The sequence below is a fragment of the Candidatus Nomurabacteria bacterium genome (assembly GCA_023898525.1).
Classification (GTDB): domain Bacteria; phylum Patescibacteriota; class Minisyncoccia; order Phycocordibacterales; family UBA918; genus OLB19.
Genome location: CP060227.1, coordinates 335,544 through 355,686 on the forward strand (window position 1 = coordinate 335,544; position 20,143 = coordinate 355,686).

Below are 20,143 nucleotides of genomic sequence, written 5' to 3' on the forward strand. Positions count from 1 at the left end.
CAAAGTTTTTTGCCCTTATTTTCTTATAAAATCCATCTACCTGGTATCAAATCCAGCTTTTTCTACCGCTCGGTAAACAGCAGCCATATACGGCTCTACCTCATCATCAGTTAAAGTCTTTTCATATGACTGAAAAACTAATCTAAACGCATAGGAGATCCGCCCATCTTTAGCAAATTCATCAAACAAAGTGATTCTTTCGCACAATTCTCCTGCCCCGTCTTTCAAAATCCTACCTATGCTATCTATATCGGTATTTTCCGGCACCCACATAGCAATATCACGAACAATCGCTGGATAAACTGAAAATGGTTTGTAGGTTATATCCGATAAAGGGACATTCGGTTCGTACTTGGTAGGCTCTGGCAAAGCAGAAATAAGCTTATCCAGATTCGTCTCACATATACCCTGTTTGGCACCCACCCCTATTTCCAGTCCAGCCTCTATTAGGGCTTTTATCGCCTCATTTACTATCACATCATCTTTTGCTGAGTAACCGGTTTTTTTAACTCTCGCCCCGATTGTCAAAACTACATGTTCTCTTGCTTTACCTTTATCATCTTTAGTAAAGACTGTACCAATCTCAAACATCCGTACATCACGTAACCCAAGAATATCGACATTTTGTATATTGAGAGCTAGCGCTTCTTCAATAGCAGGTATAATACTTGACCGTAGATATTCCTTATCACTAGCCAAAGCATTTTGTAAATGTATTTGATCTTTCTTTCTAAAGGACGAAGTCATTACTTCGGAGAAGCCTAATTCACCCAAAATTTTTCTTATCTTTTCACTGTAGTAGTGATTAGCATTTATTTCTGCTAACGGTAGATTTTCTGGAGTAATTGAAACAATATTTGAAAGGCCGTAAATTCTCCCTATTTCATCTATATAGTTTTCCTCGATAGTTAGATCCACTCTCTCCTTTGGTGCTGTCACCAACCAACCAGACTCAGATTCACTGATTTCTGCCCCTAACCTAAATAAAACATCTTTCATAAAGGACTCCTCTAGAGATAAACCAAGCACCTTATTTACTCTATCTGGATGAACCGTAACTACCGACTCAGCTTGTACCATCGGATACTGATCGGAAACACCCTTAAGTTCCCCGCTGGCAATTTCAGTGATCAATTCCACAATTGTTCGCATTGCGTACGGTGGCAAGGTGCTAGAAACTTCATTTTCAAATCTTTTAGAGGCATCGGTCAGAATACCCAAGGCTCTAGCTGTTTTCCTAGTCAAGGTTGAATTAAAATTAGCTGCTTCTAAAATAATATTAGTCGTACCTTCATGTAAGCCGGCGTAAGTCCCGCCTTTTATACCAGCCAAAGCTACTGCCTGATCACTTTCCCCATTTACCACTAAAAGCTCGGTACCTTTAAGATCAACCTCACGATCTTCCGCGCCGGTTTTTTCCGGTAATAGTTTCACTATCTCCCCAGCCTTGGCTCGTCTAATCACAAAATTCCACTTGTCATCTTTTTTAGAAAAGGTGTCTGAGTCATAAACATGCATCGGTTGACCGAGTCCAAACATCACATAGTTGGTAGCATCAACAATATTATTGATAGACCTTTGTCCGAGAGTCTCAAGTCTTTCTTTTAGCCACTTTGGTGATGGGCCTACTTTAACTCCCTCCATAAGAGCCAGCATGAAGCGTGAACAGTCGGCCTTATCTTCAATCTCAATTTTAAAATCATCTAAAACAGGTAATTCTGTCTCGTCTTTCAACTGATCTACGACCAGGGGTTTGTTGAGCAAAACAGCAAGCTCAAGGGCTATTCCTCGATGAGACAAACAGCTACTGGCTCGATCCGGCAAAACATTAACCTCGATTTGAGTATCGCCCCCCACCTTTTCTGTACCCTCTATTTCAAACGCATGAAAAGTCAGAAGCTCCACCACCTCATCAACCGATGGTAAATCTTCTCCCAAATAATCCTTTAACCAATTATAAGATACCAACATACACCAACATTAAAACTGATTAACTAAACGCAAGTCACCAGCATAAAGATTTCTCACATCATCAATTCCGTACTTGATCATTATCAACCGATCGATACCACCACCAAAAGCATAGCCTGTGTATTTCTTTGGATCTATTCCTGACTCTTTAAGTACATTTGGGTGCACCATACCAGCCCCAAAAATCTCCACCCACTTCCCCTTGAGTTTGCTCTCCCCCGACAAAAGTCGCATATCAACCTCAAGACCAGGCTCTACAAATGGAAAGAAGCTAGGTCGAAAGCGTACCTCTACTTCGCCCTTCAAAAAGTTTGAGAAGAAATACTCCAACACTCCCTTTAGGTGTCCTAGATTTATCTCTTCGTCTACACAAAGACCTTCCAACTGATAAAACTGAGCCTCATGAGTAGCATCAGTCGCCTCATTACGAAAAACCTTTCCTGGCACAATAATACGAATCGGTGGTTTGTGGGTATCCATATAACGAGCCTGTACTGGTGAAGTATGAGTCCTAAGTACAGTCGGCTCATCAACGTCTTCACTTTTTAGCCAAAAAGTATCTTGCATATCACGTGACGGATGATCCTTGGCTACGTTTAGTCGGTCAAAATTATAGTGCTCTTTCTCCATTTCCGGGCCTTCAGCTAAAGAAAAGCCAATGCGTGAAAAAATATCATTTATTTCAGCAATGGTAGCAGTTATAGGGTGTCGGTGTCCTGTCTTAGGTTGCATATTTTTATGTTAACACTAGTTTTTGATGCTATCAATTGTGGTTAGGGCTTCAAATATAAATTTGCCATTTTTCACAAAAATCTGTTCCCCGTAAATCAGCATTTGTAGATTTTCTCCTGGATATAAAAGCTGAACATTTTGCCACGATCGATCATCAGCCTCAACGACATAAATACCATCATCAAGATGCATCAACACTAAATCAAGATTACCTGGAAGAAAATTAAAGTCATGCACTATTTGCCACTTTCTATCAATCCTAATATCTGTTCTACAGGAAGATTCAGCAATTGGTTCTACTCTGTTTATTATGCCAATCTCTTCTTCTGGATCAACTGTTATTTCTGCCTCCACCGCCGCCGAAGAAGTCGACACGACAGGATCAGAACAGAAATAGTAAGGAACCTGTTTTCCTGTTCCTAGAGCATGAACAAAAACATCATCTCCATCCTTGTATAGCTGCAAATGATCTCTGGTAACTGTGGTAGTTGCCACCTCACCATCTACTATTACCGGAGTTGCTGTGGCAAACCCAAACTTGGTGGCTTGAACCTTTTCCCAAGCAGCTAACGCCGCGGTGGTAGATGCTTTTTCTACAAATATTTCATCAAGCAGTGCGTATTCAGGGTTTAAATCATAACTACTTGTAGCTGACGAGGTTGCAAATATAACTGGCAGCGTACTTGAAGAATCGCTAAACAGATCAGTTGGTGCTGTCTTTACGAAATAAATTGCTTCACCAGTTTTGTCAGTATATTCAGTTACCGGTCTAACCTGTGGTATTACTGGTAAATTAAAACTCTCTGCCTCAGTCACAATTTGTGGACTGACTAACAGATTTTTAACCCAGGTATGTAACCCAGGAGCTTGCACATGTACCCTGTGTACCCCAGGCTGTATTCCTTGTAAGTACGAGGCTTTGCGAAAAATCCTGACATTGGCCACCTCCACCTCATCAATATAAATCTGACTATCTGATGCTTCAGAAGCAATATACAAACCACCTGTAGCAGTCACTGTTGGGGTTTCAGAGAAAAAATCATACCGGTACCCAGCTGAATAAAAAATGAATATCGGTAAGCTAATCAGAAAAACTAACGTCAAGGTAATAAAGACGAAATTTCGATGTCTGTATGAAAGTGGTTTTACAACTGGTTGCATATATTTATTCTAGATTTTTACCTTGGGCGTAGACCAAAAGCCCATATAACGACCGAACATTAACCTAGTTTGCGCATCTAGTCCAGGAATAGCACTAAAGATAATCATCGTAGCCGGGACCATGATCCACTGCACAGCCATAACGAAATACTGGAATCGACTGGTGTGATTAGGGCGGGCCGGTAAAAGTGAGAGAGATATCATTGATGACACAATGAGTCCAAACATAGCGATAATCAAGAGGTCTCGAACGATTAAAGGCAGATTGAAAGACAGTACTGTCTGGTGAAAATTCTGCCCACCTAAATATAGAGGTGCCCAGCCTAAAATAAAAAGCATGATCGGGTTAGTAACCAAAGACCAATAACCCTCAGCTTGTTGAAAAGCGATAGTCAGCTTTTTCTTAAGCGTAATACTTTTATTCTTCTTAAAATGATAAAGAATGTAACATAGATTTTCAACACCATACGTCCAACGACGGTGCTGCTTATAAATCTGAACAATCGTCTTCCAAAAAGTTGGTGCAGCATTGGCATCCATCGATACTGGATATGATAATGGTATAACGTCGTACTCACCATTGTTTGCCATAAGTAAGTTCCAATAAATACGGGAGTCTTCACTTACCATGTTTTTCTGCCAGTACCCTACTTCGTACAATGCTTGAAATGAAACTGAATGGGATGAAAAAGTTGCCATACGCTCCGGTCTCTCTTGCTGAACCATTTCCCAAAATGTACTACTCATTGCCACCACCCGGGAAATAGCGGGCGCTTCCCAAATATTATTATTAAAGATAGGTACCGGCTGAAATGAGCTCTTAAGAGGGCGAGCCGCCTTCATGAAGTGCCAAACTAAGCAATTGAAATAATCGGGATACAACACTGTATCAATATCAAAAATCGACACCAAAGTTTCACTATACTTTAATCCCATTGGATCTAGGACCTTGGTACGCACCTCCTCAATAGCGTAAGAAGAATTAGAACCTTTCCCGGCCATTTCACCAGGCAAATCAGCTGGATGAATAGTGGTTAGAAAAACCCCAAATTTATCTGAAAACTTTTGTTTCATTAGTTCACAGGTTTGATTAGTTGATTCTCCAGCCCTAGCCTCTCCTGCTAAGACCACAATGATTTTTTTATGATCATACTTAACCTTGGCTAAAGCACTTAGGCTCGCTTCCACTACCTCTGCTGATTCCTTATAAAAAGGCAAGATTACCACATGGTGGAGATGCCCATAATCAAACTTTGAAATTAAAACACTCCAATCAAGCGTCAGATGATGCCGTAGACGCTTCCAATTGTGGCGTAAGTGATAAGACAAAAAAGCTGTCTTTAGAACCCAGTACAAGGCAAAAGCAATAACAAAGTAAGAAGCAATAAATGGAGTATAGATGGACAACAAAACTACTCCAATCAAGGTTCCCCAAGAAGCAACACCAGGCAATATCTCCAAGAATCGGTAGAAGACTTTATCTTTACCAGTTAGTTCAGTTGCCCGACCGACGTGAAAATCAGCCTGTTTAGCGTATGAAAGTAAATGCTCTTTGCTATCGCCCTGCATAGTTAATGTTCCTGAGTATACAACCAAAAAAGGTATAAATAAAGGGTTTTTAATCACGGCCTAATGCTGATCAGGCCGCCTTGCGAAATATAGAGTTCTGTATAATTCTGAGCCACCTCTCGGATTCGAACCGAGGACCTACGGTTTACAAAACCGTTGCTCTAACCAGCTGAGCTAAGGTGGCGTTTTTTGCCTTATTTAATTATTGCACATCTTACTTTTACTAGCCGGTTTTGTAAACATTTACAAAACCTTAGCGGACCGCATATTCATTTTCTCCCTTGGGGGTCGAAAATTTCATTGCGTCTGCTTAAGGAAAATATAGTCGTAGCAAGCTACTCCTTATTTCTCCTTATCTAACCAGCTGGGCTAAGGTGGCGGTATTGTTCACACGAACTTTTTGTGTGACTGATATCTTAAGCTGTTTTTCTAAAAAGCGCAACCTTGATTTACCGACCTTCCAATTTCTTGTTTAGTAACTTCTTTTTTTCACTCGCGCTAAGCGCAGTATTGGCCTTATGGTCAACCATTTGATGTAAATGATTATCTTTCTCCATTAACTTCTTTTCTTTTTTTATCACTTTGGCTCGGTTGTGATTTTGTAGAAATATTTTTTCTAAGCCATCATAGCTCTTTACCAACAAAGTCAAAATAAAACGAAGAAACCGGTGAATACTATAGTACCAGGACAACTTAATTATATGCCTTCCAAGATACCTAAACCAAAAGCTGAGCTTATTATAAATTTTTACTATGACCGCATCAATCCAACCTCTCAAAGAGGAAAACAGGAGACGCCTACCGCGTCGATTTTCGATTGTGACAAATATAGCGTAAAAGACGAAGACACAAATGCTGATTAAAAACAATGGGGCGGCACTAACCATGTTTATTTAACAGATAGACGGGATATTTTCACTACTGAGATATTTTCACCAAATTTCTGAACTGCTCCGGTAATCATTTCACCAATTGTATGATCTGGATTCTTTACAAAACTTTGTTCTAAGAGAATCTGTTCTTTGAAGTAAGATGACAATTTACCTTCCAGAATTTTTTCCTGCATTTCTGCCGGTTTATCTTCAACTTCTCCCTTAAATACTTCTTTAGCTTTTTCAATTACTTCAGCTGGTACGTCCTCACGAGAAACATAAGTCGGATTAGTAGCCGCTACTTGCATGGCAACGTCACGAGCCAAGGCAACAAATTCGTCATTCTTAGATACAAAGTCTGTTTCGCAAGCTAGTAAAACCAAGGCGGCTACTTCATTTGTATTGTGTAGATAAGAACCGATAGCACCAGCCCCTAATTCACGATCTGATTTCTTTTCAGCCGCTTCACTTCTCTTCTTTCTTAGGATAATAACCGCCTTATCCATATCACCACCAGCTTCTTCCAAAGCCTTTTTACATTGCATTACTGAAATGCCAGTTTTATCTCGTAATTCTTTTAATTGCGCTGAAGTAATTTCCATAGTTAAAAATTATTTTAGTAAAGAACACCAAATATTATACTTTGGTTTTAACCACTAAGCTCGTGGGGAACGAGTTCTATTAATAGTTACTCGGGATGGAGTTGTTTTTGGTGTATAAGCCGATTTACCCTCATGTAAAGCTGACACCAACTCATCGAGCACCACTGCTACACTTTGCTGTAAAGCATCATTGACCAACACTGGGTAATTAACCTCAGCAATATTACAATCTGAACTCATGATTCCAATAACTGGCACCTTCATATCAATCGCCTCTTTAACTGCAATATGGTCATGTCTTGGATCGACTACTACCATAAGATCGGGAGTCTTTGGCATAGTACTGATTCCTTGAAAATTGAAATTCAATTTTGTCATTTCACGACCAAGAACCAGACGTTCTTTTTTTGTATACTTACGCTCTAGTTCACCTGATTCAGTTTCCCGATTTAGTTGCTCAAGGCGGTTAACTCGTTTCTTGGTTTCTGAAGCATTAGTTAACATACCTCCAATCCAGCGATTTACTACGTAAGGCATCTCCACTTTTAGGGCAGCTGCCTTAACTTGTTTTACCGCTTCATCCTTGGTTCCGACAAATAAAACCGTTTTACCGTTTAACCCAGCTTCTTTTATAATTTCTTTAGCTTGATTTATAAGGCCCGCTGTCTTCTCAAGGTCAAAGATATCATTACCGTCTTTTGTACCATATAAGTATGGTGCACTAGTCGGATGACGACGACTTTTTTTAAAACCAAAATGAGCACCCGCCTTAAACAAGCGGTCAATGAGTGATGAATTATTGTTTGTTTGTGTTGACATAAAAAATTCTAAAGCAAAAAAGCGCAACGCGCTTAAAGCAAAGCAGATGTTAGCACATCTACCCAGCCTATGCAACTACTTCTCCGCCTGTAGCCACCTCACTAAGAGCATCAAAAATAGTATCTAGCTGCCCTTTCATGACTTCTTCAATATTGTGCCAAGACACCTTTATTCGATGGTCAGTAATGCGGTTTTGTGGAAAATTATAGGTCCTAATCTTTTCTGAACGATCACCAGTCCCGATTTGATTCTTCCTTTCTGAAGCATGCTTTTTAGCTTCCTCCTCCTCGTGAGCCGCCTCTAATTTAGCCACCAAAATACTCATAGCCTTTTCGCGATTCTTCAGCTGTGACCGCTCGCTCTGACTACGTACCTCAATACCAGTAGGAGTATGGACAAGTCTTACAGCTGTTTCTACTTTATTGACATTTTGTCCACCAGCTCCCCCCGAGCGCGAAAATTCCATCACTATATCACTCTGATTAATTTCGATAGTTGGTTTTTTTCGTAGTGGTAAAATAGCCACCGAAGCAGTCGAGGTGTGGATTCTGCCAGATTTTTCAGTAACTGGAATACGTTGTACTCTATGAACACCGGTTTCGTAGCGAAGCTTCTCATAAGCCTGCGAATGAATTATCTCAAAAGCTGCTTCTTTATAGCCACCAGCTGAAGATCTAGATTCGTGCTCAACTGATGTAAACCAACCATTCATAGCCGCATACTGTAAATACATTTGAGCTAATTCTTCAGCAAACAAAGCCGCTTCGTCTCCACCGGCTCCGGCCCTAACTTCTAACACAACACCGTATGGACGTTCTTCTTCTTCCTTTGACTCAGCCACTATGCGCTGCATTTCTTCATAAAGCGACACCTTTTGAGTCTCAATAGAATCAATATCTTCTCTAGCCAGTTCTGCCATATCTGGATCATCACCGATAAGCTCTTCTGCTTCTTTTTGTTTCTGAGCAAGTTCATCAAATTGCCCAGCCATAAACTGAGTTTTTTGATTGTCACGAAATGACTGCAATTCTTCTTCACTGATTTCCATAAATATAGTTTACCGTAAACAACAAAAAACCGCTTCTTTTTTAAAATTAAAAAGCGGTTTCTGTGTTATTTTTTCTTCTTGCGATTAGTCGCCTGAGAAGCTCTGTTCTTGAACCGCTCTACCCTACCAGCGGTGTCCATAACCTTTTCTTGTCCGGTGTAAAAAGGATGGGAAGCGCTAGATACATCTACATGTGCCAATGGATACTCATTTCCATCAGTCCACTTATCAGTAGCTGCTGTCTTAATAGTAGATCCGATTAAAAAACGCTCACCGCTTGAGTTATCGTGAAATATAACTAACCTATAATTGTCTGGATGAATATCTGCTTTCATATGTAGGGCACACTATAGCAAATATCTGCCATTTAGCAACCCACAGACTTAAAAGATGTCTAAAATAGAACATTTAGATTGAATTAGACAGTTTCTAATATTTTAACCCCCTCCCAGTACTGCTATATCACCCTGAATTCTGGCCTTGCGATTCATCACCTGGTCACCATAAAAAGCGTTGGCTGGATTGCTAGCTCCGCCCCAACCGGCATAATACCTAAGAGCCGCCATACGATCACCACTAGCTGTACCATTAGCACCGTTATCACGGAGGAGTAGAGCTGTCGCCAAGAAAGCATCTCGATTACTAAATGGGTTAGCCGGTCCCGTACCACCATTTATCATTCTGATCGCATCAGATCCTTGATCATAAATCCAGCCAGTGCCGATATTTATGATACCACCATAAATAGCCCAGGTTGATGGTATAAATTGTGATGGACCCATAGCCCCACCCCAACCATAACGCTCACCGTTACTGGTAATTGGACATGACACCTGTCGACTACGTGGATCAAAGCCATGAATTTTGGCAATGGCTTCAAAGATTGGCGCATCACGATCCGGATGCATCACTGTCTTACCACCTCGTAAATCATTATAAATACAACTACCTAGATGTGAACCGAGATTAGTCTCCTGCTCAAGAATAGCCAACACAAGAGAAGCCGGTACGCCAGTTTTATTTTCTGCATACTTAGCCAGCTCTACCGCTTCCGGGAATGGTATACCACCTCCACCACCAAGCAAGTCAAACAACTGACTTCTAAGCTGCGCCGCGGTTTTTTGTTGTGACTCCAAAAGTTCTTGGTAAGCCCTTTCCTGTCCTTTGGTAGTTGTTAATATTCTGGATTTTTCCTTTTCTTTCTTTTCAATCTCCTGCTTCTCTAGCTCTTGAATTCGTTTCATTTCTGCTTCAGTTTCCTGTTTTGATTCAAGCTGGTTCTTTTGAGCAAAAGTATCTTCTTTAATACCCCTCAAAATAGATAAAGATTCGTTTAGTGATTCCTTTATTGATTGGTAGCTAGCCACATCTTCAAAAAAATCTGAAAATGTCCGCTTGCTCAAAATAACTTCAACCAAAGTAAAATCCTCGATATTAGCTGAACGGCGCACCAAGTCAGCGAGTGACTCCTTTTGCTTTCTTTGTTTCTCTTCTAGGATACCTAACATAACTTCTTTCTCATCAATCTGTAGCGACAGCTGGGTAATATTAACTGAACGAGCCTGTATTCCTAATTGGGCTTTTTTTATTTGACCGTCAATTATGGCCATATCACGCTCAAGCGACTGTCTTTCCATTTGTTTATCCTCCACTAAACGTTGCTGCGTCAAAATCTGTCTTTCTACGTTTTGTAGCTCAGCCTCTAGACGAGCCTTACGTTCAGCATCAGTTTCAGCATTTAGCACCGACAAACTAGGCATTGCTACCATAATAGTAATCACACCAATCGCCAAAATTTTCTTCATGTGACTTATTGTATCAAACTTAAGTCGGCAAATCATCCAACCCGCTACCAACAGCCTTTATCGGCAAGACATTAAGCAATGTTACAATAAGTTCTATATGAATGAACAATATGATTTTGTAGCCGTAGGTGACATCGTCATCGATGCTTTTATAGAACTTAATAAAGATGCTGCTGATGTTAGCCAAGACATGGATACTGGTCGAATGACTCTCCATATGCCGTTTGGTAGTAAATTACCTTACGATAATGTAGAAGTGGTAAACGCCGTAGGAAATTCTCCAAACGCAGCTGTGTCTGCTCACCGTTTAGGTTTGCGTTCAGCCTTAGTTACCAACCTAGGACAAGATCGGAATGGAAAGGATTGTTTAAACGCACTGCGTACCGAAGGAGTACATACTGATTATGTAAAGTTACACGAGGGTAAAGAAACTAATTATCACTACGTACTTCGTTATGGTCCAGAACGAACAATTTTAATTAAGCATGAAGTTTTTCCTTACTCCCTTCCTGATTTTGCCACTCCGCCTCGCTATTTGTATTTTTCATCGGTTGGTGAACATGGTGTTCCGTTTCATCACGAAATTGCTGCCTATATAAAAGAACATGACACTAAACTGGTTTTCCAACCTGGTACATTTCAGCTTAAATTAGGTTTTGATGAGCTTAAAGATTTGTACGAAGTTACCAACATATTTTTCTGCAACAAAGAGGAGGCGCAAGAGCTACTTAAAACCGATGAGGGTAACATTCCTACTTTGATTAGAAAACTAAAGGATGTGGGCCTAGTCTTGCCAGTTATCACTGACGGACCACATGGTGCTTACGTCGTAGACGAAGATGATCAAGCTTGGCATATGCCGATGTATCCTGATCCCAAACCACCAGTAGACCGCACTGGTGCCGGTGATTCATTTGCTTCAACTTTCACCGCTGCGATTGCTCTTGGTAAAACTCCCGCCGAAGCCCTAACCTGGGGACCAATTAATTCTATGTCGGTTGTACAATATATTGGCGCTCAAAAAGGACTATTAACCAGAGACCAATTACTTGAATATATTGCTAACAAACCAGAGGATTATGAGGCGAAGCGGGTTGATTAGGTGTACTTGTGCTACATAAATTTAAAAGGCTCGGCACCTAAAGGTGCCGAGCCTTTTAAATTTATGTAGCAACTAAACAGCCTCTTCCCCTTTTTTGACAATAGCCTCCACGTCCATTCCGTAATGTGAAATTAATTCTTCCGGTTCACCAGACTGTCCAAATTGGTCATCCACCCCAATCCGTATCACCTTACGCGGAAACACTTCACTCAAATACTCTGTAACCGCACCCCCCAGTCCACCAGACCGTTGGTGTTCTTCTACTGTTAGAATAGCATCGTGGTTCTTGGCTAATTCTAGAACAGCTTCTTTGTCTAAAGGCTTTATGGTAGGAACATGAAGAACCGATACTCCAATTCCTTCCGCTTCTAAAAGTTGAGCGGCCTTGAGAGCATTAAAGAGAAGTGTTCCGGTAACCGCTATACCTAAGGTTTTTTCAGCTGATTCGTTTTTTTGATAGAAGATCTCTGCTTTACCAATCTCAAAGGGTGACTCCATGGTTGTTACTACTGGTGTGTTACTACGACCAACTCGAATGTAAACCGGGCCGTCATATTTAGCTGCAGCCAAAACAGCTTTACGAGCTTCATGAACGTCGGCCGGAGCAATGACAACCATATTTGGAACCACTCGCATTAAAGCAATATCCTCAATCGCCTGATGTGTAGCACCATCCGGCCCCACCGACACCCCGGCGTGAGCGCCAATTATTTTTACATTGCTTTCGTTATAAGCGATAGTGGTTCTAATTTGTTCCCAATTACGACCAGGTGAAAACATAGCGTAAGAGGCAATGAAAGGTACCTTACCCATCGCCGCCATCCCCGACGCCACTGAAGCCATGTTTTGTTCCGTGATACCCATCTGTACAAAGCGGTTAGAAAAAGCCTCAGCAAACTGCAAAGTTCTAGTTGATTCAGTTAAGTCGGCCGCTAAAGCCACAATGTTTTCATCGCGTTTTCCAGCCTCTAAAAGCCCCTCACCATAACCATTGCGACTAGGCAAGCTGAGCATGTCTTTAGTATCAAAATTTTTATCTACATGTGAAGCTAACATAATCTATTTATGAGATATTATCGGAGTCTATTAATCCAGCCAAGGTGCGTAACTTTTGCAAAGCTACCTCTGCTTGTTTCCCTTTAGGAACCCGTTCTTCCGGCCCCTTACCCGGCGGGTTACCATGCCAACGAAAGTCACGTTCAAAAACATCTACCCCTTTGGATGCAATTGTATGAGCGATAATTAATGATGGCTGACCATAAACAGCTTGGGCTTTACCAATTGCGTCGTTTACAGAACGAATATTGTGTCCATCCACCTCTTGAACATCAAAATTAAATGACTCAAATTTTTCGGCCAAAGGTTCGAGCGGCATAACATCCTTAGTGTAGCCATCTATTTGGATACCATTGCGGTCAATTATTACAATTAGGTTATGTAATTTTTCTTTACCAGCCAAAAGGGCCGCCTCCCAGATTTGCCCTTCGTTTAATTCACCATCTCCTGTTAAACAATATACATACTTGGAAGAATACGGGTTATCGATCCTTTCTGCCAATGCCATTCCCACTGCTTGGGAAAGACCGGAACCGAGCGGGCCTGAACTAGTCTCGATACCAGGTAAAGCAGTGCGGTGCGGATGACCTTGCAACCTTGAACCAAACTTGCGCAAGGTTGCTAACTCCTCTATTGGAAAATATCCAGCATGAGCCATCGCCGCGTATAAGCCAGGACAAATGTGACCATTCGATAACACTAAACGATCACGTTCTTCCCAGTCAGGATTTTTTGGATCGTGTTTCAACACTTTAAAATAAAGAAGTGACAGTATGTCAGCCATACCAAGCGGACCAGCGGTATGTCCGCTACCAGCCGCTACCAGCATTTCAATTATACTTTGTCTAATCTGATTGGCTTTTGCTTCTAAGTTTTTAACTTCATCGTTGGTTAAATAATACATAAAAAATATATTGACAGTATAACAGCCTCAATAGTTAAATTATAGCCAGCAATTGTTAGAAACTATCCAAGATTTCACTACTACTTATCTTGATTGGCCAACGAAACCAAATTCTTGTAAGCGGTATAAGGATCACTTGCTCCGACTATCGCTGATCCAGCGATAAAACGATTGGCTCCAGCCCGCTTCAACAACAAAATTGTCTCTTGATTTACACTACCATCGATACTTATCGGATGATTAGGGAACTTTTGTTTTATCACCTTTATTCGCTCCAAAACCCTGTCATCAAAAGATTGTCCCTGAGCGCCTATTTCAGCGATACCCATAAGTTGAACATAATCGGCTATTTCTGCGTACGGATACAAATTCTCAAGCGGTGTGTCATTTAAAGCCGAAACACCAACCGAAACAGAAGTAGTATTTACAAAGGCTCGAAAAGACTCTAAATTTATACTTTCAATATGAAAAACCAGCATGTCTGCACCGGCCTCTAGCCACTCCTGACCAGCTTCAATTGGATTTGTTACCATCAGATCTATCTCCACAGAACATTTAGCCGCCTCATCCCTTATTAAAAACGGTGAACCTGGTGGATTATAGGGCCAAGAAACAAAAGGTACAAACTTTCCGTCAACTACATCAATCTGTATCTCTTCCGCAAAAGATAGATTAACCAAAGACTGCTTTAGCTCTTCTTCTGACTTTGGAATAATGGCAGGAACAATTGGAATCATAATTATTTATACAAAGACGCAACGGTTGTTTTGATCTTCCCATTACGTCGGTTATATTTCTCATCTTCAAGTACATTTATTGATAACCATTTTGTGATGGAAGACTTGACTTCCTCGACTGAAACAAACCTAGACCCAAACGACAATACGTTCGCATCATTATGCTGACGAGATAATTTTATAATTTCTTCATTCCCACCATAATAAACCGTGGCTCTAACTTCAGGATAACGGTTAGCCAACATAGCCTCCCCTTCACCCGAACCACCAAAAATAAAAGCACAGGATTCAGTTGGACTTTCATTCACAGCCAAACTAGCTAGATTAATAAAGTCAGGAAAATCATCTAGAGGATGTAGCTGGTGCGCACCATGATCTACCACTTCATAAACAGAATTCTTTAACCACTCCTTAATCGCCTCTTTATGTTCATACCCCGCATGATCAGCAGCTAAGTGAATGGTTTTTATATTCTCGACCTCCATACATGAAATTTACTTGGCAATATGTCCTGCTACCGCTCTTACGTGCTCAACCAAAGTTTGAGTGTAACTAGTTTCATTATCATACCAAGCCAAAACTTTCACTAAGTTACCGCCAACAACCTTTGTGAAAGATAAATCTGCAATTGAGCCGACCCGTGACCCAATGATGTCGCTAGAAACAATCTGTTCGGTCGTAGCTGCAAACAAATTTTTCCATCTTGGATTTTCTGCTGCATCAGCTAAAGCCTTATTTACCTCTTCTACCGTAGTGTCTTTAGACGCAATAAAAGTAACGTCAACTATTGACCCTACTGGCACCGGTACTCGCATAGCGATACCATCAAACTTATCTTTGAGTTCAGTATGAGCTAGAGTAGTAGCAATAGCTGCGCCAGTCGTGCTAGGCACGATATTGATAGCAGCTGCCCGGCCAGCTCGTAAATCTTTTTTACTAGGACCGTCAACCAATGACTGAGAAGCAGTATACGCATGAACTGTGTTTAGTACCGCTTTCTCAATTCCGATTGACTCTTTCAAAATAGCGATCAATGGACTGGTAGCGTTAGTGGTACAAGAAGCGTTAGACGATATTTGACAGGTAGCCAGAGCATCATGATTAACCCCCATCAACACAGTCGCTCCTGACACACCTTCGACCGGCTTACCTTTAACCGGAGCTGAAACTACAACCCTTTTTGCACCAGCATCAAGATGGGCTTTTGAACCCTCATAGGTAGTGAAAAAGCCAGTAGATTCAATTACAACATCAATATTCATATCTCGCCATGGCAATTTACCAGGCTCGCGCTCTTGTAAAAAGGTCACCTCCTTATCCTGGATGATTAACTTTCCATCTTTTTGATCCACACTAAAAGGACTCCTACCGTAGACAGAGTCATACTCCAGTAAGTAAGCCAGGCTTTCCAAATTTCCCAGATCGTTGATTGCCACCACTTCAAAATCTGGATTACCATAGGCTAACCGAAAGAAAGTTCTTCCGATGCGACCAAAACCATTTATTGCAACACGTACCATGTATATATAAAACTAAAACTTATTAAGTCTTAATACTATAACGACAAAAGCACAAAACGACACTACTAATTATCCTCACCCCGCCTTTTTATCAACCAAAGCAAAAATAAAATTAAAAAAGTACCTACTCCTAAATAAAAAAGTGGTGAGGTATATTTAATGGCTGTAACAATTTTATCAGGAAATACAACTTCTGGATTAGTCTGAACATTTGACACCACAAAGTCAATTTGTTTCTTTTTAGTAGCCACTACCTTGGCTTCAAAATCAAAAACCTCAACCTGCAACCTTGAAACACCAAGTACATTAAGTGGCGCTATGGTCGCTTCGTAAGCCGTCTTCTCGGTATTTAGACGGAGTAAAAAAGAATAGCTACGACGCTGATCCGTTGGATCAAGAATGGTAACAATTATTGACTTAAGGTGTTTTGGTAGCGCTTCGTAAGGAATCCTGATAACAAACTGCTCTTGGTAAACTAAAGGAATTCTTTCCGAAGCAAAGGTATATATTAAATCTGACTGTAACAAATAAATATCCTCTCGTCCTAAAATGGAAGGTAACTCATCAGTTAACTCCGTGTTTTCAACTTTGTCCGAATCAGTTGATATGGTACCAGTAGCTGGTAAGTCATTAGTTGATTCTACCGGTGAAGAAAAAAACCGAGAAACAGATACAACCGCTCCCGATGAGATATTATCATTATCATCTATTACAAATACACTATAGAATTGCTTACCCGCATCTTTTAAAGCACCTTTGTCGGTCGCTCCTGCCCCTGTACCGCTGTAAATAATTTTACCGTCATAGATATCAGCTGGGTAACTATTTGGATTCCTCACTACTCTAATTTCTTTTATCGACACCGAAGTCGGTGATTGCCATGACAAAATTACATCATCAATATCTTGTCTGGCCTGCAATCTCAAAACATTAGGCGGTGAAAAAATCTCTGTTGTTTCCACAGTCTTAAACTGACCCGTTTTTAATATAACCTTGTTACCAGACGGAGTAATAGCTGTAAGCTCATACCAGTAGTCGGTAGCCGGCTCTAATTCAGCCAGTATTGTCTTATGAGAAGTACTGAAGGTTTCATTGGTGATATATCCGTCTTTATATTCATAGGTTTTACCCCATCTTATTAAGTAACGGGAAATTCCATAAGTTTGCCATTCAAGGATTGCTTTATTTGTAAAAGTTATCACCTCTATATTTTTCAACTGAACAGCCCTAGTTGATTGTGAGCCAGAATTGTTCGCAATATCGGTTGAGGTGGGAGTTGTAGGTGGTGGCGGTAAAGACAAGGTTGTAGTCGATAAAGCATTTGAGGTTGTCGACAGATTGTACGAAGTATCAAAAGCATAAACCTCATAAGTATAGGGTGTTTCAGAATTTAGTCCGCTATCACTGTAAGACGTGAGTGTGGTAGTGGCAATTGCCACACTATCACGTGATAACACATACCCACCAACCGCCAAATTATCAGTAGAGACACTCCACGCTAAATCAATCTGTGAAGCAGTCACTGGTACAGCCGACAACAGCACTGGTGTTGTTGGGGGCTGAGTATCATCACCAACTAACGTTTTAATTGTAAATTGATCTGTAGCTGCAAAACTCGCAATCGGTGACAATGTCAACACGCAGGTTAGTATAAACTTGATCATAGAGGTACAGCTGTTAGGGTAGAGGTCGCCACATAGTCACCAGCTATCGCACCCGCTTCACTACCAATACCAACCTTGAAATAAAGCGTGGTCGTAGCTCCACTCGGTTGGTTAGCCGCTCCCTGCGCGATGGTCTTATTAGTCGTGGACAAACCATCCCAACAAGTTAAAGCTGTACTGTTGCTACCAATGTTACAATTTGAAGTATCATTTAACCAGCGCTGGGTCACATCATTCCCTTGCGGTGAAAAACCAAAGTAGGTATCAGTGGTTCCATACGTAAAAGACATATCTGGATCCGGTGAAGCGGTTGGAATATAGTCAGAAATAGTATCAACCCCTTTTTGCATGGCCGGGTTATTTTCAGCAGCTATGGTCAATTGGTAACCACTAGGACTATCCGTCATAACCGAGACGCTGGTAGAACCATTAGATTCACCTCCGGTTAGACCACCCAAACTTGTCATAACAACATCGGGTACCGTAGTTATACTAATAAAAACCTCTTGCATCTGCTGATATCCAGCTTTTAGTGAATAAGCTGAACTCGTACCTTCACCAGTAGCTATTTCGCCAGCAGTGCTCTCTAGTTCATAATTAGTAGAAGTTGATAAGCCGCCACCAAAGTTCAAACTGTCACTTTGCAATTGATAATTTGAACTGCTACGCACCTGAGCTTCAGACAAAGATAACAAACCCAAGATTATTGCGGTTAACAAAAATGATTGTATTGAACTAATAAACAAATCTCTAAAGTACATGCTAACTCCGACGTTTAAATTCAAACGTCCTAAAAAAAGCTCTAATACCGAATAGTATAATAAATATAGCTAAGAATATTCCACCAGTAACCTTCCAAGGTAGCACCCAGAAAGATACTGAAACCTCGTCCACAATATCATCATAGCCACGATTAACCAGGGCTGTGGCTGTATACCTACCAAACAGCAGCTCGCGATCCCAGGTTACAGTTCTTGAGCGGAGTGACTTAGGCAGAGCAAACCATGGGTCAAGCTCAACAAAACCAACTTCCTCTCCCAAAATATTTTTTACCCTAAGTTCACCATAAGGATTAAGGTGGATTGACCCAGTATTCTCATAAAGTACATTCATTTCTATTGGCCCTTTTTCGTACCACCACTTACCATTAGCCAACGCTATCTCTTTAGTTTCTCCACTAGTCTTAATGTCACCTGGAACAGTGATGAAAAACAGAGTACCGACCCGAGCGATTATCGGTGACCGCGGTACATCATTATCTTCCTCACCGTTGTTTTCACGAATTGTAGAAACTAAAACACCTCCATAGTATCCACCTGGCTCAGCATCTGGCGGTATAGTTATAGTAACAGGTATCCTGGCTCGCTCACCAAGAGATAGTGTAAATGAATCTTCTGGAAAGCTTATATAATCTTTTATGGTATACGGACCTTTTTCATCTCCAAGTAATACGACCGAATCGCGACCATCATCAGAACCAGCGATATCCTCAACTTCAAGTTTAAAGATTCGGTCGTCACTAATACGGTTAGCCACCGATATTGGATAAACGACTGTTTCGCCAGGCTTAATTTCGAGTTCAGCCCTACCAGGACCAACTACAAAGTCACCTTGTTGAATATTATTTCCAGTTAACTGTTCAACTTCAAACCAAGGCTCTTTGTCGTTAACGCTCTCAGTCGTAGTGGCCAAAGCAGTATCTAAACCTGAGGTTGATGTATCTGTCTCAGTATTAGTTTGTGCTCTAGACGTCTGAGTTAAACTAAAAACTATGATTAGTGTTACCAGTAAAACTAATGAATAAATAACGCTGTGCTTTGTACTCTCTGAATTTGTAGTCATAACCATGTGACTACTTTATCGTTATTGGTTGAGTGCTGTCAAGGTTGCAGTTGCTGTGTATGTATCGGTTTCTATTGTTGGACTTGGAGAGTTTGGTACGTATACCCGAAAATTTATGGTTGTTGTGGCACCAGTAGTGGCAGCTGAACTTCTATTTATGATTTGAAATCCAGTTGTTTGCGGTTCCATCCAACAGGTTAGAGGATTACTACTTCCTGATGTGTTACAACTACCGGCTCCGTTATCTTGAAACGATTGATCAACATCAGAGGCGTTGTCAGCGGTGGCGGTGTAAGCAAAGACAGCTGAAGTACTGGCAGTATAGAAACCGTATGTTGGTTCACTACTAGAAGCAGTATAATCGTGAATTGAGGTACCGGCATAAGCATCACCCACCATAGCATTATCTGTACCATTATCGGTGAATGCAATAGACATAGTGTAGCCAGTAGAGCTGTTGGTGGTAACAACAGCTGTCGTTGTACCGTTTGATGTACCTCCAGTCACACCGTTGATGCTACCACTCATAGTGACATCAGTTGGCTGAACTAGAAACGAAATCTCTCCTGTGATAGTCTGCTTAATAGTAAAAGCGTTACTGTCTACAGCTTGACCAACTCTTGGTTCAGCCACAAAGAAAGTAGCTGCTACAAAAGTAATAATTACGAAAGATGTTAAAAGTGCTTGCCAAGCTGAATTTATATAATGATTAATATTCATAATGTCTATACTATATTTT

19 protein-coding genes and 1 tRNA gene are annotated in these 20,143 nt (G+C 40.9%); 1 reads left to right on the forward strand and 19 read right to left on the reverse strand.

What is annotated here, in order from left to right:
• Window positions 1–36 precede the first annotated feature (36 nt).
• The 10 genes from H6779_01445 to H6779_01490 all read right to left on the reverse strand — a co-directional run bounded on the left by H6779_01445 (window position 37) and on the right by H6779_01490 (window position 10,579).
• Window positions 37–1,971, reverse strand: a complete 1,935-nt coding sequence (locus tag H6779_01445; protein ID USN88094.1) for a phenylalanine--tRNA ligase subunit beta — start codon at window positions 1,969–1,971, stop codon at window positions 37–39.
• A 9-nt stretch (window positions 1,972–1,980) separates the two neighbouring features.
• Window positions 1,981–2,703 carry a phenylalanine--tRNA ligase subunit alpha gene (gene pheS, locus H6779_01450; protein USN88095.1) on the reverse strand — a complete coding sequence of 241 codons (723 nt, stop codon included), beginning with the start codon at window positions 2,701–2,703 and terminating at the stop codon, window positions 1,981–1,983.
• 15 nt (window positions 2,704–2,718) lie between these two features.
• The gene (locus H6779_01455) at window positions 2,719–3,864 is read right to left on the reverse strand and encodes a hypothetical protein (GenBank protein USN88096.1); all 1,146 of its coding nucleotides are present in this window, start codon (window positions 3,862–3,864) and stop codon (window positions 2,719–2,721) included.
• A 9-nt stretch (window positions 3,865–3,873) separates the two neighbouring features.
• Window positions 3,874–5,433 (reverse strand): glycosyltransferase family 2 protein, encoded by a 1,560-nt coding sequence (locus H6779_01460; GenBank protein USN88097.1) that lies wholly within the window; start codon window positions 5,431–5,433, stop codon window positions 3,874–3,876.
• A 110-nt stretch (window positions 5,434–5,543) separates the two neighbouring features.
• Window positions 5,544–5,617: transfer RNA gene (locus H6779_01465), tRNA-Thr, on the reverse strand.
• Between the two features lie 705 nt (window positions 5,618–6,322).
• Window positions 6,323–6,907: an elongation factor Ts gene (gene tsf / locus H6779_01470; GenBank protein USN88098.1), complete on the reverse strand. Its 585-nt coding sequence runs from the start codon at window positions 6,905–6,907 to the stop codon at window positions 6,323–6,325.
• 54 nt (window positions 6,908–6,961) lie between these two features.
• Window positions 6,962–7,726 (reverse strand): 30S ribosomal protein S2, encoded by a 765-nt coding sequence (gene rpsB, locus H6779_01475; GenBank protein ID USN88099.1) that lies wholly within the window; start codon window positions 7,724–7,726, stop codon window positions 6,962–6,964.
• A 67-nt stretch (window positions 7,727–7,793) separates the two neighbouring features.
• Entirely contained in the window at window positions 7,794–8,774 is a 981-nt protein-coding gene (locus tag H6779_01480; protein USN88100.1) for a PCRF domain-containing protein, read from the reverse strand.
• 65 nt (window positions 8,775–8,839) lie between these two features.
• Complete coding sequence (locus H6779_01485) at window positions 8,840–9,109, reverse strand: type B 50S ribosomal protein L31 (GenBank protein ID USN88101.1); 270 nt, start codon at window positions 9,107–9,109, stop codon at window positions 8,840–8,842.
• Window positions 9,110–9,211: 102 nt separating this feature from the next.
• Entirely contained in the window at window positions 9,212–10,579 is a 1,368-nt protein-coding gene (locus H6779_01490) for a lytic murein transglycosylase (protein USN88102.1), read from the reverse strand.
• Window positions 10,580–10,676: 97 nt separating this feature from the next.
• Here H6779_01490 and H6779_01495 point away from each other — a divergent pair, with 97 nt between their 5' ends.
• Window positions 10,677–11,681, forward strand: coding sequence for a carbohydrate kinase family protein (locus tag H6779_01495; GenBank protein ID USN88103.1), 1,005 nt, complete (start codon window positions 10,677–10,679; stop codon window positions 11,679–11,681).
• A 72-nt stretch (window positions 11,682–11,753) separates the two neighbouring features.
• On the opposite strand, the gene H6779_01500 is transcribed toward H6779_01495, so the two are convergent.
• The 9 genes from H6779_01500 to H6779_01540 form a co-directional block, all read right to left on the reverse strand.
• A complete protein-coding gene (locus H6779_01500; protein ID USN88296.1) occupies window positions 11,754–12,695 on the reverse strand; it encodes a transketolase family protein in 942 nt (313 codons plus the stop codon).
• A gap of 49 nt (window positions 12,696–12,744) precedes the next feature.
• The gene (locus H6779_01505; GenBank protein USN88104.1) at window positions 12,745–13,641 is read right to left on the reverse strand and encodes a transketolase; all 897 of its coding nucleotides are present in this window, start codon (window positions 13,639–13,641) and stop codon (window positions 12,745–12,747) included.
• Window positions 13,642–13,721: 80 nt separating this feature from the next.
• Window positions 13,722–14,378, reverse strand: a complete 657-nt coding sequence (locus H6779_01510; protein USN88105.1) for a hypothetical protein — start codon at window positions 14,376–14,378, stop codon at window positions 13,722–13,724.
• A 2-nt stretch (window positions 14,379–14,380) separates the two neighbouring features.
• Window positions 14,381–14,863: an RpiB/LacA/LacB family sugar-phosphate isomerase gene (locus H6779_01515; protein ID USN88106.1), complete on the reverse strand. Its 483-nt coding sequence runs from the start codon at window positions 14,861–14,863 to the stop codon at window positions 14,381–14,383.
• A 9-nt stretch (window positions 14,864–14,872) separates the two neighbouring features.
• On the reverse strand, window positions 14,873–15,898 hold the full coding sequence (locus tag H6779_01520; GenBank protein USN88107.1) for a type I glyceraldehyde-3-phosphate dehydrogenase: 1,026 nt from the start codon (window positions 15,896–15,898) through the stop codon (window positions 14,873–14,875).
• 65 nt (window positions 15,899–15,963) lie between these two features.
• A complete protein-coding gene (locus H6779_01525; protein USN88108.1) occupies window positions 15,964–17,562 on the reverse strand; it encodes a hypothetical protein in 1,599 nt (532 codons plus the stop codon).
• Complete coding sequence (locus H6779_01530) at window positions 17,559–18,323, reverse strand: hypothetical protein (protein USN88109.1); 765 nt, start codon at window positions 18,321–18,323, stop codon at window positions 17,559–17,561. Before H6779_01530 ends, H6779_01525 begins: the two co-directional genes overlap by 4 nt.
• 1 nt (window position 18,324) lies before the next feature.
• Window positions 18,325–19,404, reverse strand: a complete 1,080-nt coding sequence (locus H6779_01535; protein ID USN88110.1) for a hypothetical protein — start codon at window positions 19,402–19,404, stop codon at window positions 18,325–18,327.
• 21 nt (window positions 19,405–19,425) lie between these two features.
• On the reverse strand, window positions 19,426–20,124 hold the full coding sequence (locus H6779_01540) for a hypothetical protein (protein USN88111.1): 699 nt from the start codon (window positions 20,122–20,124) through the stop codon (window positions 19,426–19,428).
• Window positions 20,125–20,143 lie beyond the last annotated feature (19 nt).